Source organism: Terrabacter sp. Ter38, from assembly GCF_024519435.1.
Taxonomy (GTDB): Bacteria; Actinomycetota; Actinomycetes; order Actinomycetales; family Dermatophilaceae; genus Terrabacter.
This window is the reverse complement of the sequence record NZ_JALJRZ010000016.1, coordinates 1-16262: the sequence shown is the minus strand read 5'-3', so window position 1 is coordinate 16262 and position 16262 is coordinate 1. Positions and strand designations below refer to the sequence as shown.

Sequence of the window (16262 nt, the reverse complement as noted above, 5' to 3'; positions counted from 1 at the left end):
GATGCGGCACGCGTCAGGAGCGCGAGAGGTCGAGGTCGACCAGCAGGCCGGGGTGGTCGGTGGTGCCCTGCATGTCGATGACGGAGTGCGTTACCACCCCGACACCCGGACTCACCATCACGCTCTGAAGACCGCCGTCGTCGGTGCGCTGGTAGCCACCGGGCAAGCAGGCCTCTGGGCTGGGTGAGCCGCGAGCCGCGAGGTTGAGGTCTGCGCCGACGATGATCGGGCCGGCTCGCGTGCGGCGGCTGATCCTCGGCACCGCGGAGCTGACCAGGTACCGACACTGGTTCAACGCCATCGTCGGGTCGACGCTGGTGGTGTGCGTGGTGCAGGCGGTAAAACGTGTGGCCAGGGCGATGCAGGCCCAGACGCGCTCCTCTGGGTCATGGGGGTCCTGCACCGGGTAGACGCCGCTGTAGCTGCGGGAGCCAACTGCCGGGGGCGAGACCACGACCAGCACGCCGTCGCCGAACTCCTGGCCGTTCTGGCAGCGGACCGGTGCATCGGTCTGACGGTCCTTCGCCGACGTGAACGCCGAGACGACCGTCGTCGGCGGAACGGTGGCAGACATCGCCTGCTCGAGGACCGGCAGGTCATCGCGGCAGACCTCGTTGAGGCTGACCATGTCCGGCTGGTGCTCGTGGACCAGCGCAACCGCCATGCTGACGGCACGCCCGCCGGAGTAGCAGTCAGCGCGTCCGCTGTTGCAGAGATTCATCTGCAGCACACGCACGGTGCGGTCGAGCGGGCCGTTCGTCGGCCGGCTCGGGTCGCTCGCGGCGCGGCCCGCGTCGCAGCCCGCGAGACCAACGCAGAACACCACGAAAGCCGTTGCGGCGACAGCCCACCGTTGTCCGCCGACGTGCCGAACGCGCATACCGATCATCGAACCCCCGGAGTTGCGCGGTGCGCAATCGCGCGGGCATGCTCCCACGTCCAAGGCGGTCGGCTGCTCGTCGCCGTGCTCGACGAACCGGGCGCCCGCTCTCGCTTCCCAGCCCGCTGTGACAGACCCGAGGTACTGTCCGCCGGCAGGCTGCGTCGGACCGTGGAGGACGCGTGTCGAACCAGGTGCTCGGCTCGGCGGTGATGATGCCCCCCTCCAGCCACACGACCGATCAGCCGTCCGTGTTCGGCCAGGCGCTGGCTCTGGGGAGATCAGCGAAAGGTCTACGCCGAGGGAACGCCCGGCACCTGCGACGGAGAACTCCGGACGGTACGTCGTGAAGCACAAACAGTGGACCTACTACCGGAGCGAGCGATCGTCCTGTGCTCGGTACGACGTGCCGGCGAGCGAGCTGGGCGACGACGCCGCCCAGGGCCGCCTACCCAACGCCGCTGAGAGAACGGGCCACGCGCACCAACCAAGGTTCCCCGCCCGGCCTCGGCACGCGTCGATGATGACGGACCCGCCGACACGAGTCATCGACTTTCGACGTACCAGGTCTCCTGGATGGTGCGGCGCATCGCCAGGCGCTGCCGCGTCTGGGCGACGATGCCGATCAGGGCAAGGACCAGCAGGGTCAGGTACCAGCCCCAGTTGGCGTGCACCGCCTGAGTGAAGGTGCCCCGGGTGAAGTCGGCGGAGTCGATCGCCCCCACCAACAGCATGAGACCGGCGACGATGCTGACGGCCCCGGCGATCGAGCTGACGACAGCCAGCACGATCATCGGCAGGTTGCCGATGACCGCCACCAGGCCGAGCACCGCGCCGACGACGACCCCCATCAGGACCGCAACCCAGTTCCAGTCGATACCCAAGGCGACGACGAGGCCCGATCCGATCGCGAAGCCGAACGCAGCCATGGCCAGAACGACCGCCACGGCGAAGTAGAGGTACGCGAGGAGGGCGAAGATCAGGGCGCACACGAACCCCGCCACCCAACCGAGCACGGTGCCGAGGACACGCTCATCAGCGAGCTCCGCGAAAAGCCCCGCTCCGAAAGCGAACCCAGCGAAGAAGCCCCAGATGGGGAGGACCAGACGCAGCGCCAGCTGTCCGGCGAAGAGCATGAAGCCGCCGGCAACGATCGCAAAGAGGCCAAGCATGATGTCTGCCATGCCCCAATGTAGGACTCCCGGCCGTCGGTCCGGAGGAGACACGCGGCAGCTCGGGACCACGCGCGTCGTCGGGCGGCGCTGGACGTCGCCGCATGCCACTGCGCAGGATCTCCCACTTCGCTGCTCTGGAGCATCGCGCGCCGCCGTCGTGTCGCTACTCTCGTCGCATGCGCGTGAGGGTTTGCCGATGGGCCGACCCTCGAGTCGAGCCCCGCCGGGGAGTCGCGGATGGCGCGAGGTGAGGAGCGGTGGGATGAGCGCAAGGAACACGCGGTCGATGACCTTCAGTGCGAGCAGCGGGGAGGCGGTCACGGCCCTCGAGGAGGCAGCGCGACGCGCGGGCCTGCAGCATCTCTCTGCGGACACCGCGACCGGCATCTTCGTCTTCACCGCCGGGCGGATGGTGCTGTCGTTCGGGGAGAAGGTGACGGCGCGGATCCGCGAGGTCGCCCCGGGCACCGTCGAGGTGACGCTGTCCTCGAACCTGCAGTTCGGCCTGGGCAACATCGGGCGCAACGGGGCGAGCCGGGACCGCATGGGTGACGCTCTTGCCCAGCTCCTCCCTCCGGCCGCATAGGGGCCGGACGACGCGGCGGGTCGTCGCCACCCCGTCCGCCGTCAGAGACGACGGACACCCAGGTGCGACGTGGTCACACCGGGGGGAGGGCTCCGGTCTCGAGAAGGTCCGTCGCCACCTGCGCGAGCTTGCGATTCGTGTGCTGGCTCGCCTCGCGCAGCATCTGAAAGGCCTCGTCGGGCAGGATGCGGTGACGCTCGACGAGGATCCCGATCGCGGCCCCGATGGTGCGGCTGTGCTCCAGGGCCGCCTGCAGCTGGACAGTGCGGTCGTCGTTGCGGGCCGCCTCGACCGCGATGGCGGCGTGCTCGGCGACGAGAGTGGCCCGCGCCACCGACGACTCGTCGAAGGAGTGGGGCCGGGCGCTGTAGAGGGTGAGCACGCCGACCGTCGCGTCGTGGAAGCGCAGCGGGACCGACAGCACGGCGCGGATGGGCGTGCGCGCGACGAGCTGCGTGGCGTATGCCGTGAACCTGCACTCGTGCGCGAGGTCGTCGCACCGGACGGTCTCGGCGGCCTCGAAGGCGGCCAGGCCCGGGCTGTGGCCTGCGTCAGCCGCGGCCTCGGCCACGCTCTCCATGAGCGCCTCGTCGGTCGAGTCGGCCAATCGGGCCCGTCGCCCCGTGAAGCGCTCCGCGACGGCGACAGCCGCCCAGTCGCAGGGCACGAGGTCGACCGACCTCGTGACGATCTCGTGGAGGGTGGGAAGCACTCCGGGTGTCTCGGCCAGGACCCGGGCCAGAGTCGTGACGACGGTCGCGGCGTCCAGATCGAAGACGTCGCCCCCCGTCGTGTCGGGACGGTACGTGGTCATAGGGGCATGATGGCACCGCGCCGGCCCGATGTGGAGGTCACGGACCTCCGCTCTCGCCACCTTGCCCGATCACCATGAGCGCCAGCGCCACGACGGGTATGCCGGCCCGCGCGGCGGCCTCGTAGAGCTTGCTCTCCGCGACCTCCGGGGACACGCCCTTCTCGTCGACGAGCACGTCCACCGCGGCACGGACCGTCTCGACCTCCTCGAGGCGTCGGGGGGCGTCGGTGGCCTCGACCCGTGTCCGGAAGCTGAGGTCGGCGTTCGTCACCGCGCCTTCTGCCCACCCGCCGACGAGGGCCGCGACCTCGTCGTGACGGCCCACGAAGGTGTCGTTGCCGCTGCCGTAGAGGTTGACGCCACCGATGACGCGTGACGCGTCGAGGACGGGGAGGGACAAGGTGCTCCGGATCCCCACAGCGGCGCCGGCTTGGGCGAAGAGCTGCCAGCGACCCTCGTCGAGGAGCTCGCGGTGGTCGACGGCGACGACCTCACCGCTGCGGGCCGCCTCCTCGCAGGGACCGTCGTCGACGTACTGCACCCCGTCGAGCCAGGCGGCCTCGAGGCTGCTCGAGACGTAGGTCAGCGTGACGTCGTGGCGGGCGATGCCGATGCTGAAGGCGACGATGGCCGGCACGAGGGACGTGAGGCTCTCGCTCACCGTGGTCAGCTGGCCGGCGATGTCGACGTCTCCACGCAGTGCCATTCGTCGCAGCGCGTCACGGGTCTGGGGTATCGGCTCCACGCAGCGCACATACCCGTCAGCGCGCCGCGGCCTGCCGGCAGGGTGTCGGGTTCTCAACCAGTGAGTGCACCCTGGGCAGCCAGCGCCCCGAGATAGTCGGCGAATCCGCCGGACATGCGTCCCCGCGTGCGGCCCGAGGTCCGCACGTGCACCGATGAGCTGGCGAGACAGGCGGCCCCGGACGCACGGACGCGTTCGACGAGGCGCACGTCCTCGTGGACCGGGAGCGGCTCGAATCCGCCGGCCGCCAGGTAGGCAGAGAGCCGGACGCCGAGGTTGGCGCCGTGGACGTGCGGGTGACCGTCGCGCAGCTGGTGCAGGGCGTGCCAGCGGGCCAGGCAGTCTGGGTCGAGCTCCTCGTCGGGTTGCACGGTGCCGGTCACGAGATCGAGGCCCGTGTCGGCGAGCATGACCTGCCGGACGAGCCAGTCGGCGGGCACCACGCAGTCCGCATCCGTGCCGGCCAGCCAGTGACGACGGGTGTCCGGCTCGGCGACGTCGGCCGTCGCGACGACGACGCCGTGGGCACGAGCGGCACCGACGCACCGACGATCGACCTCAGCGACGACCACGTCGCGATGCTGGGCCGCGACGTCGCGTGAGCGATCGACGCAGGCGTCGAGGACGAGCACGACGCGTGCGTGGACGTCGGGTCGGGACCGGTGCAGCTCCGCGACGGCGTCGTCGATGGAGCCGAGGGCGCGAGACAGCAGGGCTTCCTCGTCGTTGGCCGGCACGATCACGTGCACGTGGGTCAGGGGACGGGGGAGGTGGGCTGTCATGGCGAGCCCGCCCGGTGCGCCGTGGACCTCGACAGCACGTCGAGCCGGAAGTCGGCCTCGAGGTGCGTGGCCACGACGGGCAGGGCGGAGGAGCCGGTCCACAGCTCGTGAACCCTCGGGCCGTCGAGCGGCCATCCGCGGACGGGGTGCCGCCAGTGGCACAGCACGACCGCGCCGTCGTCCGTGAGGGACGTGTCGACCCGGCTCACGAGCCGCCGCAACCGTGCCGGGCTGAGGAAGTACCCGAGCTCCGAGACGACGACGAGGTCGAACAGGCCAGCAGGCCAGTCCTCGGGGACGCTGGCGCGCACGACGTCGACGTGGTCGAGTCCTCGCAGCGAGGACCGCGCGGCGGCGATGGCGGCCTCGCTCTCGTCGACGACGACCAGCCGATCGCATCGTGTCGCAATGGTCTCCGCCAGCGCCCCGACCGAGCCGCCGACCTCCACTCCGCGGCTGTAGCGCTCGTGGGGGAGGGCCGCCAACGTGACCGCCCGCTTGCGCTGCTCATACCAGCTCGTGCGTACCTGCCACGGGTCGCTGGACGAGTCGTGGAGCTCGTCGAGGCTGTCGTCGTTCGGCAGGTCCAGTCGGAGGAAGGTCTCGAAGGGCCGTGCGAAGTGGGCGAGCATGTTCTCGTGGAGGACGGCTTCGTCGCCGCGCCCGTTGGAGACCGGAGCCACCTGGGTGCGGTGCAGCGCCACGGCCTCCTGCTTCGCCGCCAGCACGTCGATGTCGAGGGCCAGGGCGTGGAGGTCGGACCAGGGGGCGCGCGCCGGCTCGCACCAGTGCCACAGCCAGAGGGGGTACTCCCACAACACCGCGTCCGTACGCCCGCACGCCACTCCCGCTGCCCACCCGGCCGCGTCGTGGTCAGCGTGGCCGTCGTGCCGCCACGGGGCGACGACCACGGTGTCGCCGCCGCGCTCGCCGACGACGTCGACGAGGCCCGTGACGGCCTCGCCGATGTGGTCGGCCAGGCGGCCGTCCGGCAGACCGAGCCTCTCGATCGTCGCGGACGGCGCGAGTCGAGCCAGCGCCGCGCGGGACTCCTCGACCCGGAGCACGGCCAGGTCGCAGCGGGACAGGGTCGGGGAATCGGGGTGCGACGCCTCACCGTCGGTGAGCAGCACGACCGTCACCTCGAGTCCTGCGCGTGCCGCGAGAGCCAGGAGTCCGCCCGCAGCGAGCGTCTCGTCGTCTGGGTGCGCAGCGACGACGACGAGGCGCCCACGGCCTGAGAGCAGTGCGTCTGCGTGCTCGAGGTCGGCCCACTCGGGTCGCTCGCGCCACCGGCTCTCCGCCGTGCCCGGTTCGGAGTGCGTGAAGGGCCGCGCGCCGGTCACCACGGTGGGCCGTCGGTGCCGCCGCCGCCGTCGAGGACGTGACGGTCGAGGACCTGGCGGCCGAGGGCCGCCTCGTCGCGCTCGGCATGCTCCTGCCGCAGGTAGAGCTGCAGGTCCGCGACGCGCGCGGCGTGGTCGTCGTCGAGCGCCAGGGGTGCCGGCCCGGTCGCATGGCCGACGCGCTCGACCACGGACTCTGCGGCACGGGCCACGACGTGCCGGACGCGCAGGGCGAGCAGCCCGCCGTCATCACCCGTCGCACGGCCGTCGTCGACGCGGGCCGCGGCGTCGTCGAGGCACGCGCGGGCCGCCCACAGGCCGGCGTCGACGGCCCCCACGTGCATCTGCGCGATCTGGTCGGGCTCGCGTCCCCGGCGCAGCAGGCGGCGGGCGACGCCCACCGCGCCCCCGTACCAGACGGCCGCCACGCCCATGCCACCCCAGGCGAACCCGGGGCGCTCGAGGTACCAACCCGTCGGACCGACCGGGAACGCCTCGGCGCCATCGAAGTCGACCGGACCGCTGGGCACGGCGGTCAGGCCCCGGGCGAACCACGTCGAGGTCTGGACGGTCACGCCGTTCGACGAACCCAGGCGGACGGCATACAACCGCCTCGTGGTGTCGCTGTCCCAGGCGGTGACGAGGGCGTGCGACAGCGATCCGGCCAGCGAGCACCACGGCTTCGTCCCGTGCAGCCTGACGGTGCCGACGGCACCGCCCCGGTCGTCGTGCGCCTCGAGCCGGACGCCGGGGCCCTCCGCGGCGAAGACCCCCCACGAGGCATCGTCGGGGACGGCCGAGGGGACCGCGTGACCCCCCGAGCGCGCCTCCGCGAGGATCGCCAAGGCGTCGAGGTGGGGTTCCAGGGTGCGGGCCGCCGTCAGGTCGACGGCAGCGACGGATGCCAGCGACTCCCACAGCATGCGGGTCGAACCCGAGCCGGGGAGCGGGAAGGCGTCAGGCAGCGCTCGGACGAGGTGGGTCGTCGCCACCGGGTCTCGACCGTCGCGGCGCCGGTGCAGAAGGGCTTCGACGAGTGCCTCGACCTCAGACGCAGGGGTGGCCACGTCCGTCAGGCGCACCGCGCCCGTCACCGCACGATCCCGTGGATGGGAGGGCCTGGAGGGGCTGCGGGTCGGCTCACGTCGGGGGACATACCCGTGCGGTGTCACCGCCTCTCGCCTGCTGTCGAGGGTCGGCCCCCGTTCGGCCGGAGGCCGTCGTAGGAGCGGGAAGGGGTCGGCGGTCCTCAGAGCTGGGTGACGAGGTAGCGCTGGAGGCCGGCGACGGTTCGCGTGTTCCACGTCGTCGCACCGTCGAGATAGAGGCCGAGATAGCTCTGCAGGTCTGCCATGGAGCGCGGTCCCCAGACGCCCACGACAGGTGCTCCGACCCGGGCCTGCAGGGCGCGGATGGTTGCCGCGTCGAAGACGCCCGTCTGTGCGATGCCGAGCCAGCGCTGCAGGGCCGTCTTGGTGAGTGGGCCGAAGTTCCCCGTGACCGGGAGGCGCGACGCGAGCAGCCCGTACTGGGCCTTGACCGTCAGGACGCGCAGGACCGCGGCCTGGACCTTTGCACGGAACACGCTGTCGGAGGCGGCCCGTGCACTCACTGCCTTGACCATCGCTGGAATGACGGAGGGGTTGACCGTGAGCACCATGTCACCGCCCGCGTTGATGACGCCGATGGCACGTGCGCCCGGCGACCACACAGCGACCTGCCTGGCGTTGCCGAGGTCGTCACTGATCACGATGCCGGAGAAGCCCAGGTCACCGCGGATCATCCCGCGAACCACCGTGGAGGAGAAGACGGCCGGGTATGACGAGTCGATTCGCGCGTAGTACGCGGACGACACCATGAGCAGGTGCGCGCCGGAGCTGATCGCCGCTCGGAACGGCGTGATGTCGGTGGACGTGCGGGTGGTCACCCGGTCAGTCACTCCCGCCGTCGTGTCGGTGTTGCCGGTCACCCGTCCGAGCCCGGGGAAGTGCTTGGCCGTCATCGCGAGACCGGATGCTCTCATTCCCTTGAGGAACGTCGTGCCCTTGTCGGCAACGACCGTCGGGGTGTACCCGTACTCCCGCTGGTAGTAGCCGATGGGCTTGTTGAGGCTCGCGAAGCTCTTCGCGACCGTGTCCATCACCGGTGCGAGGTCGACGTCGACGCCCGAGCGCATCACCTGCGCGCCCCAGGTCCTGGCGTATGCCGTGAGCGACGTGTCGGACCACGTGCCCTGCGTCAGGGCGGTCGGCATGCGCGAGAAGCCCGGCCCCTGCAGGACCTGGACGTATCCGCCCTCCTGGTCCGAGGCGATGAACAGCGGCACCCCGGCCGTCGCCGCCGTCGTCGTCAAGGTGTCGGCTCGACCTGTGAGGTAGCGCACCGGCGGAGCGCCCGCGGTCGTGCGGCCGGTGAGGATGAGGTTGCCCACGTGGTACGTGCTGATCGCGGTCGTCGTGGCCGAACCGAGACCGGTCACGGCACCTCCGACCATGAAGAGCTGCCCGACTCGCTGGGCCGTCGTCATCCGGTTGTAGACCGCCTCGGCCTGGGCGCTCGGGCTCAGCGTGGTGGCAACCGTGGCGGCGGACTCGACGAGCGGGGTGGCCGTACCGGCCTGACCGAGGGAGACGGGCGTCGCGGTGGGAAGGGCGAGCGCGACGAGGACGGCGGGGGCCAGGGCGGCGACGGGATACGTCGCGGACGATCGTCGCGGGAAGGAACGCATGGCGATCCACCTACCATTCAACGAAGCGGCGCGACGCAGTCTCAGTGTAGGCCTCTGCGCTGCGCAGACGCGGCGCTACGGCTGAGCACCGCCCACGCCACCACTGTCCGGCGTCACGTTCACTGTGCCGGTGTCGATGACGTCCAGCGCGACCTCGTGCAGCTTGCGGTTGCTGTTCTGGCTGGCGATGCGCAGCAGGTCGAACGCCTGGTCCCGGGTGACCTTGTGCTGGGCGACGAGTACACCGATCGCGGTGCCGATGTCGCGGTTGGACGCCAGGGCCTGTTCGAGGTTCTGGGCGCGATCGCGGAAGTGAGCCGCAGTGACGGCCTGGGCAGCATGCGTCGTGAGCAGCAACCCCTCGGCGAGGTCATGGTCGTCGAAGGCATCCGGCTGCCGGCCATAGAGGTTCAGTCCGGCTATGACCCCGGTGGTCTCGACGTTCATGCGGAACGACAGCATGCTGTGCAGGCCGAGCTCTGCCACCACCTTCGACCCGTACTCGGGCCAGCGGGGGTCATCGGCGAGATCCTGGGGATGGTAGATGGCGCGGTCCACGATGGCGTCGACGCAGGGGCCGGAGCCCAGCTCGTACTGCATCCTGTCGGCCGCGCGCGCCACGTCGTTCGTCGCGGCGGCGGTGACGAATCGATCGTGCCTCAGGGTCGTGATGCTGGCGGCATCGGCCCCGGGCACCCGTACGAACGCCAGCCTCGCCACCGCGACGAAGGGGTTGGAGTCGTCCGACCTCGCGAGCTGCTCTGCCAGCTTCTGGTAGTCCACGGCCACTTCTCGAAGGTGGGCGGACCGGCGTTCGGTCGTGGTCTCGTTCATGTCGACTTTCCTGTCACGGTCTCGTCACGGTCTCGTCACGGTCTCGGCAACGACGTCATCGACGCCGGCACTGGTCCACGTCGGCTGCGGCCGCTGCCACAGCCGTCGACGTCCATTCCGCACGTACCCACCGCACGCTGCGCCGACCCAGAGTCACAGGCGGGATGTGCACGGCGCTGGTGTCGGATCGCGGTACCCGTCGACGCGGCCGTCTCACGGTGGACAGCGGGGGTGCGGGCCACGAACGACGAGACAGGTTTGAGGGGCGTGGACGCTGGGAAGGTGTCGGTCAGGAGAGTTCGGAGGAGCAGCGTGGTCGACCCGGCGGCGCGTGGCCACCGACGACAAGGAGGTGACGAGCGTCGATGGAACCGATTCCAGAGACCGATGAGGCGCTTGCGGAGCTCGAGCGGTTCGGCGACACCGAGCTCCGCGAGGATCTGGCCGAGCTGACGGCCGAGGCGAAGAGGCAGGTCCCGAGCCTGGTCGGGGTGAGCCTGACGTTGCTGGCCGAGGAGCTGGTGCTCACCTACGTCGCCACGACCCGCGAGATCGCCGTCATGGATGCGGTTCAGTACGTCGACGGCGGACCGTGCATCGAGGCGGTCGACACGGACAGCACCGTGGGCACGGACGCGGAGACGCTCCTCGACGAGGGTAGGTGGCAGCTCTTCGCGCAGGCGACGGCAGCCGCCGGCGTACGGAGCACGCTGTCGATCCCGTTCGGCCGCGAGGGCGTCGTGACCGGCGGGGTGAACCTCTACGGCGGGGCACCGACCTCGTTCAGGGGGGCCGAGAGCGAGCTCGCCCGGCTCTTCGGGGGGTGGGCGCCTGACGCGGTGTCCAACGCCGACCTCTCGTTCTCGACTCGGCTCGAGGCCGTCCAGGGACCTGCGCGGTTGAAGGGGCAGGCCTACGTCGACCAGGCGATCGGACTGCTCGTGAGCGCCCGCGACCTCGACCCCGAGTCAGCGGAGGAGCGGTTGATCAGGGCGGCCGCCCAAGCGGGCACCAGCGTGGCCGCGCTGGCGCGGGCGCTCGTCCACGCCTTCACCGGGGAGTCGTGACCCGTCCGCGGCGCGAAGGTGGGTAGGGACGTGACTCCCATCTGAACCCTTCGACATACCCCACCGGTCGACGGCGCGAGCAGGTGGTCCCGATGTGCTTGGGACGTCCAGCGTTGGGTACCCGAGGGACCAGACAGACCTGCGCGCACGAGCGGCTCGAGCAGGGGGCCGGCTGGGTGGGCACCAAGGAAGGGAACACCGATGACCGAACGACCGTATGAGACGACCGTGCCGGACGACCTGACCACCGGCACCGCATCGACGTCGACCGCGGGCAGTCCGCCCGTGAGTTCGACCTCTGACTCCGACACGCGGGCCTCCGGCTACGCCGGAACGGACCCGGCGACGACGACCGGACCTGGGTTCGGGACCGGAAACGGGACCGGCGGAGGCAGCACGGGGACGAGCGTCGGCTCCGAGGCCAAGTCGGTTGCGTCCGACGCCGCCGACAGCGGACGAGATGTGGCGGCGACGGCCGCCTCAGGCGCCAAGGACGTTGCTGCGGAGGCGTCGACCCAGTTGCGCGGGCTTCTCTCCCAGCTGCGCGGCGAGCTCGACGCCCAGGCGTCGACCCAGGGCCAGCGGGCCGCCAGTGGGCTCCGCGGGCTTGCCGACGAGCTCCACCAGATGGCGTCGAGCAGCTCGCAGCAGGGGATGGCCGGTGAGGCGGTGAGTCAGGCCGCCGACCGCGCCCGGACCGCGGCCCAGTGGTTGGAGGACCGGCAGCCGGGGGACATGCTCGAGGAGCTGCGCTCGTTCGCGCGACGCCGTCCTGGTGCGTTCCTGGTGGGCGCCGCCGTTCTCGGCGTCGTCGGCGGACGCATGACCCGCGGGCTGACCGGGGACTCGAGCGACTCCGGCGGCTCGGGGGACGTGGCACGGGACCAGGGCCGAGCGGTCGACAGCGCATACGCCGGGTCTGGCGCGACCACCTCGGATGGGGCGGCGGTCCGCGTGCCTCCAGTACGCCGGGAGCCCTACTCCGTCGGGGTGCGCGACAGTGACACCCACGCGGTGACGTCGATGACCGACGGTATGACGTCCGAGGACGTCGACGAGAGCGCCACCGAAGGCCGAGGCGGGGTGCGCTGATGAGCACCCCATGGCCCGAGGGCGCCGGGAGCCGGGACGTTCCGGATGGTGCGGCGACAGCAGCGTCCTACGCGACCGCCGACCCTGCCGTGACGAACACACCTCTGGCGAGCAGCTACAGGCCTCCGGACGCGGACTTCGATGACGCCAGTGGTCACGAGAGCTCGCGTGAGAAGGCGGAGCGCGCGTCGCTCGGGGAGCTGGTGGGCGACATCAGCCAAGGGCTCAGCACGCTGCTCCGTCAGGAGGTGGACCTGGCCAAGGCGGAGCTGCGCGAGTCCACGTCGCGCGCGAGCAAGGCGGCCGGCATGTTCGGAGGCGCCGCCCTCGCCGGCTGGATGGCGGTGCTGTTCCTCTCGCTGGCGGTGTGGGAGTGGCTCTCGGGCGCTCTCGACAACCGCGGGTGGGCGGCCGTCATCGTCATGGCCGTGTGGGCTGTCGTCGCTGCCGTGCTGGCCGCGATGGGCCGCCGCACCACCAAGGAGATCCAAGGACTGCCGCGCACGGCGGAGACCGCGAAGCGGGTGCCCGATGCGCTCAAGGGAAACGAGGAGACACGATGAGCACGAACTACCCGAGCACCAATGACCCGGATGCCATCCGGGCGGACATCGAACGCACCCGTGAGGAGCTCAGCCGGGACGTCAATGCCCTCGGTGAGTCGGTGAGCCCTTCGCACGTGGCACACCGCCAGGCCCAGAAGGTCAAGGGAAGCGCCGGAGCGGTCAGAGACCGCATCATGGGATCGGCGTCCGACGCCGGCGACACGACGTCGGACCTCACGCACGCGGTCGGCGACACGGCCTCGCACGCCGGCCGGACGGTCCAGCGCAAGACGCAGGGCAACCCGCTGGCAGCCGGACTGATCGCGGTGGCGGCCGGCTGGCTCGTGGGGTCGCTCATGCCTGCATCCGAGAAGGAGCGCCAGCTGTCGCAGACGCTCAAGGACAAGGCAGAGCCCGTGGTCCAGGAGGCCAAGAACGTCGCCAGCGAGTCGGCCGAGCACCTGAAGGAGCCTGCCCAGGACGCCGTCCAGTCCGTGAAGGCGACGGCGCAGTCGGCCGCCGAGGACGTCAAGCAGGAGGGCAGGCAGGCAGCCGACGACGTGCGCCAGAGCGCCACCGAGTCGGCCGACACGGTGAAGAACCAGGCGCAGGGCTGACCTGGCACGGAGGCACGAGTGGCGGGGGGGCGGCCGACCAGCTCCTCGGACGGTCCCCCGCCACGACCGAGGGGGCGAGCTCGTGCACCCTCACGAAGGCCGACGTATCGGCCTCGCCGAGTTTGGCCACGAGGTCGTGGGGTACCTGTCGCACAGGTGTCGTCCGTCCGGGAGCTCGTGGCCGGACTGGACCAGTTCGAGGACGATCCGGACGTAGCAGGGGAGGCGCAGTGACGACGAATGCCGTGGGGGCAGGACAGGTGCGCGAGCTCGTGCTCGTCCGGCACGGTGAGAGTGTCGGCAACGTCGCAGACGCACGGGCACGCTCGCTCGGGGCGGGACGGCTCGAGCTCGACACCCGCGACCCCGACACCCCCCTGTCCGACAGGGGGGAGGACCAGGCGCACGTGCTGGCCCGGCACCTGCTCGACCACCCCGACGCGCACCCTGACGTGGTGCTCACCTCGCCCTACGCGCGGGCCGCCATGACCGCCCGGCCCGTTGCCGCGGCGATCGGCCTGGAGCCCGTCCACGACGAACGCCTCCGCGAGCGCGACCTCGGAGCCTTCGACGGCCTCACCGGCCTCGGGATCCGCGAGTCCCACCCCGAGGAGGCGGAACGGCGCTCACGCCTCGGCAAGTTCTACTACCGCCCTCCCGGAGGAGAGAGCTGGACCGACGTCGCCCTGCGCGTCAGGTTCCTGCTGCTCGACCTCGCCCATTCGCACGCCGACAAGGTGGTCTGGGTCTTCACCCACCAGGCCGTCATCATGAGTTTCCGGCTCGCCCTCGAGGGTCTGGACGAGAGGACGCTGCTCGAGCTCGACCGGAACGAGCCGTTGGGCAACTGCTCGCTGACGCGGTATGGGCGCCGACCGGACGGTTCCCTGGTGCTGGACGTCTTTGCGGACACCCGGCACCTGGCGGACTCCCCAGCCGAGGAGACCCACGAGCAGACGGCAGCCGAGCATCCCGCCGATGCCGACCAGCGCTGGAGGACGTCGTGACCGTGGGCCGTGCCGAGCCAGAGACCATCGACATCGAGCTGTTGCGATCGTGGCCGCTCCCGGAAGAGGACGGGGACAAGTCCGACCGCGGAACGCTGTTGGTGGTGGGTGGGGCGCGCCAGACGACCGGTGCCGTGCTGCTGGCTGCGGAGACGGCACTCCGGGCCGGCGCGGGCAAGGTGCAGGTGGCGACAGCGGCAGATACCGCGGCAGCGTTGGCCATCGCCCTGCCGGAGGCCTATGTCGAGGCGCTCCCCACACTCGAGGACGGCGAGCTCGCGGTCTCGGGCGCCGACCGCGTGCTTGAGCTCGCGGAAGGCGTCGACGTCGTCCTGGTCGGTCCCGGGCTGGGGAGCCCCGCTGGCGCCAGTCTCCTCTGCGAGCACGTCGTGCCGGGGCTCGACACGACCGTGGTGCTCGACGCGCTGGCTACCGCCTTCCTGACCGGCAACCTCGGTGGAGTGCGGCACCTCTCCGGCAGGGTCGTGCTCACGCCCAACATGACCGAGCTCGCGGCCATGCTCGGACACGACGACGACGATGCGATCGAGCAGGAGGAGCTGGAGGCCTGCCGCACCGTGGCCGAGGCGTCCGGTGCCGTCGTGCTGAGTGGTGCGGACGTCTCCCACGTCGTGACACCGGACCAGTGTGCGTGGACCTGCTCCTCGGGACCCACGGGTCTGGCAACCGCCGGGTCCGGTGACGTCAAGGCGGGCCTCGTCGCGGCGCTGCTCGCCCGAGGCGGCGAGCCCCGCCAGGCGGCGGTCTGGGGGGCCTGGGCCCACGCCCGAGCCGGGTGGCTGCTCCAGGATCGGGAGCCCGGGTACCTGGCCCGCGACGTCGCCCGCGCCGTCCCCCGGGCTCTGGCGGACGTGGCCGGCCTGAAGACGTGAAATGACCCCGGGTGGCGCGACATCGTCGAGACCATCCGGCTCTGACCGGCACGTCGCCCGAGCGGGACGGCCCGGGTCCCGGCGTCATCAGCCGATGCGCACCGGACCCGGGCCGCTGGGCCGTCCGTGCCGTTCGAGTCAGGAGACGACGGCGTCGATGGCCTTCTTCATCGCACTCGGCTGCTCGGGTCGCCGTGGCGCCTTCTTCCGCGCCGTGATCAGCTCCTCACCGAGCTCCTGCAGCTGCTTGCGCCCGAGGCCCTGCCGCACCTTCGGGAACCAGTCCTGCTCCTCCTCGGCCATGTGGTGCTCGACGTTCTCGATGAGCACGGTCGTCTTCGCGTCGAACCGCTCGTCCGTGGCGTCCATCGCCGCGAGCTCCATGCACAGAACGTCCGCGACGTGGTGCTCCTCGTAGGACTCGAGGACGTCATCCTCGAGGTCGGGCAGCAGGTCCCGCACCCGCGGGTACATGACCTCGTTCTCGACATAGGTGTGGACGGTGAGCAGTTCGAGGATCGTGTCGACGATGCGCTGCTTCTGGACCGCGCTCTGGTCGGGCTTGCGGAAGGCGCGGAACTGCTTGCGCACGTCCTGGTGATCCTGCTTGAGCAGCACGATGGCGTCCGTGGACACGGGCACTCCTTGAGGTAGGCGTTGCTGGGCCGACGACGGCGATCCGACGTCCACGGAGGGCGTACCCAGTCCGGACCGCACCAACCGGCGTCCGCCGCCCCTCGAGGGCCTCGGCGCGCCTCGCCCGAGTGACGGCCCGGCTACCGTCCCGCGACGTCGGTCTCGGTGGGTCCGTCTGTCGACGTCGGGTCATCCGACCAGGTCTCGAACTGCTCACCGCAGGACGCGCAGGTGTAGACGGCAAAGCCGTGGCTCGCATCCTGATAGGGAACGGCGCCGGGCCCTCGGGTGGCCCCGCAGCTCGGACAGGTGGGACGGCGGTGGCCCGGTCGGTCGGTGTCGTTCATGTCACTCCGGCCGCGGGGAGCCGCGGCCCTGTCCTTCCGTTGGGTGCGTCCGACGGTCGTGGTTCGCGACCTGGAGGGTCAGTTCCCCGCGTCTCCGAGGTCGCGCACGTCGAAGTTGAGTCCATAGCGTTGGTGTACGACGACACCGGTGAGCGTGTCCCTGCACAT

17 protein-coding genes are annotated in these 16262 nt (G+C 71.1%); 7 read left to right on the top strand and 10 right to left on the bottom strand.

What is annotated here, in order from left to right:
• Positions 1-13: 13 nt before the first annotated feature.
• A complete protein-coding gene (locus NR112_RS21855) occupies positions 14-889 on the bottom strand; it encodes an endonuclease/exonuclease/phosphatase family protein (RefSeq protein WP_256796393.1) in 876 nt (291 codons plus the stop codon).
• 536 nt (positions 890-1425) lie between these two features.
• The gene (locus NR112_RS21850; RefSeq protein WP_256796392.1) at positions 1426-2064 is read right to left on the bottom strand and encodes a DUF4203 domain-containing protein; all 639 of its coding nucleotides are present in this window, start codon (positions 2062-2064) and stop codon (positions 1426-1428) included.
• 253 nt (positions 2065-2317) lie between these two features.
• On the opposite strand from NR112_RS21850, the gene NR112_RS21845 reads away from it, so the two are divergent.
• Complete coding sequence (locus tag NR112_RS21845) at positions 2318-2641, top strand: hypothetical protein (protein ID WP_256796391.1); 324 nt, start codon at positions 2318-2320, stop codon at positions 2639-2641.
• 73 nt (positions 2642-2714) lie between these two features.
• On the opposite strand, the gene NR112_RS21840 is transcribed toward NR112_RS21845, so the two are convergent.
• The 7 genes from NR112_RS21840 to NR112_RS21810 all read right to left on the bottom strand — a co-directional run bounded on the left by NR112_RS21840 (position 2715) and on the right by NR112_RS21810 (position 9890).
• The gene (locus tag NR112_RS21840) at positions 2715-3455 is read right to left on the bottom strand and encodes a GAF and ANTAR domain-containing protein (RefSeq protein WP_256796390.1); all 741 of its coding nucleotides are present in this window, start codon (positions 3453-3455) and stop codon (positions 2715-2717) included.
• Positions 3456-3492: 37 nt separating this feature from the next.
• Positions 3493-4161 carry a GAF domain-containing protein gene (locus NR112_RS21835; protein WP_256796389.1) on the bottom strand — a complete coding sequence of 223 codons (669 nt, stop codon included), beginning with the start codon at positions 4159-4161 and terminating at the stop codon, positions 3493-3495.
• A 92-nt stretch (positions 4162-4253) separates the two neighbouring features.
• Positions 4254-4982, bottom strand: a complete 729-nt coding sequence (locus NR112_RS21830; protein ID WP_256796388.1) for a glycosyltransferase family 2 protein — start codon at positions 4980-4982, stop codon at positions 4254-4256.
• Complete coding sequence (locus tag NR112_RS21825; protein ID WP_256796387.1) at positions 4979-6331, bottom strand: bifunctional PIG-L family deacetylase/class I SAM-dependent methyltransferase; 1353 nt, start codon at positions 6329-6331, stop codon at positions 4979-4981. The genes NR112_RS21830 and NR112_RS21825 overlap by 4 nt, the downstream gene beginning before the upstream one ends.
• Positions 6325-7320, bottom strand: a complete 996-nt coding sequence (locus NR112_RS21820) for an acyl-CoA dehydrogenase (protein ID WP_256796386.1) — start codon at positions 7318-7320, stop codon at positions 6325-6327. The genes NR112_RS21825 and NR112_RS21820 overlap by 7 nt, the downstream gene beginning before the upstream one ends.
• A 257-nt stretch (positions 7321-7577) precedes the next feature.
• Entirely contained in the window at positions 7578-9056 is a 1479-nt protein-coding gene (locus tag NR112_RS21815) for a glycoside hydrolase family 3 N-terminal domain-containing protein (RefSeq protein ID WP_256796385.1), read from the bottom strand.
• Between the two features lie 75 nt (positions 9057-9131).
• Positions 9132-9890, bottom strand: a complete 759-nt coding sequence (locus NR112_RS21810) for a GAF and ANTAR domain-containing protein (RefSeq protein WP_256796384.1) — start codon at positions 9888-9890, stop codon at positions 9132-9134.
• 365 nt (positions 9891-10255) lie between these two features.
• Between NR112_RS21810 and NR112_RS21805 the strand changes: the two genes are divergently transcribed.
• From NR112_RS21805 to NR112_RS21780, 6 genes are all read left to right on the top strand, one after another.
• The gene (locus NR112_RS21805) at positions 10256-10957 is read left to right on the top strand and encodes an ANTAR domain-containing protein (protein WP_256796383.1); all 702 of its coding nucleotides are present in this window, start codon (positions 10256-10258) and stop codon (positions 10955-10957) included.
• Between the two features lie 285 nt (positions 10958-11242).
• Positions 11243-12049 (top strand): hypothetical protein, encoded by an 807-nt coding sequence (locus tag NR112_RS21800; protein ID WP_256796382.1) that lies wholly within the window; start codon positions 11243-11245, stop codon positions 12047-12049.
• On the top strand, positions 12049-12612 hold the full coding sequence (locus NR112_RS23245) for a phage holin family protein (protein WP_374513580.1): 564 nt from the start codon (positions 12049-12051) through the stop codon (positions 12610-12612). Before NR112_RS21800 ends, NR112_RS23245 begins: the two co-directional genes overlap by 1 nt.
• Complete coding sequence (locus NR112_RS21790) at positions 12609-13211, top strand: DUF3618 domain-containing protein (protein ID WP_256796381.1); 603 nt, start codon at positions 12609-12611, stop codon at positions 13209-13211. Before NR112_RS23245 ends, NR112_RS21790 begins: the two co-directional genes overlap by 4 nt.
• 230 nt (positions 13212-13441) lie before the next feature.
• Positions 13442-14218 carry a histidine phosphatase family protein gene (locus tag NR112_RS21785; RefSeq protein WP_256796380.1) on the top strand — a complete coding sequence of 259 codons (777 nt, stop codon included), beginning with the start codon at positions 13442-13444 and terminating at the stop codon, positions 14216-14218.
• Complete coding sequence (locus tag NR112_RS21780; RefSeq protein ID WP_256796379.1) at positions 14215-15111, top strand: NAD(P)H-hydrate dehydratase; 897 nt, start codon at positions 14215-14217, stop codon at positions 15109-15111. Before NR112_RS21785 ends, NR112_RS21780 begins: the two co-directional genes overlap by 4 nt.
• A gap of 138 nt (positions 15112-15249) precedes the next feature.
• Here the strand turns inward: NR112_RS21780 and NR112_RS21775 are convergent, their stop codons facing one another.
• Positions 15250-15747, bottom strand: a complete 498-nt coding sequence (locus NR112_RS21775; RefSeq protein WP_256796378.1) for a hemerythrin domain-containing protein — start codon at positions 15745-15747, stop codon at positions 15250-15252.
• Between the last annotated feature and the right edge of the window lie 515 nt (positions 15748-16262).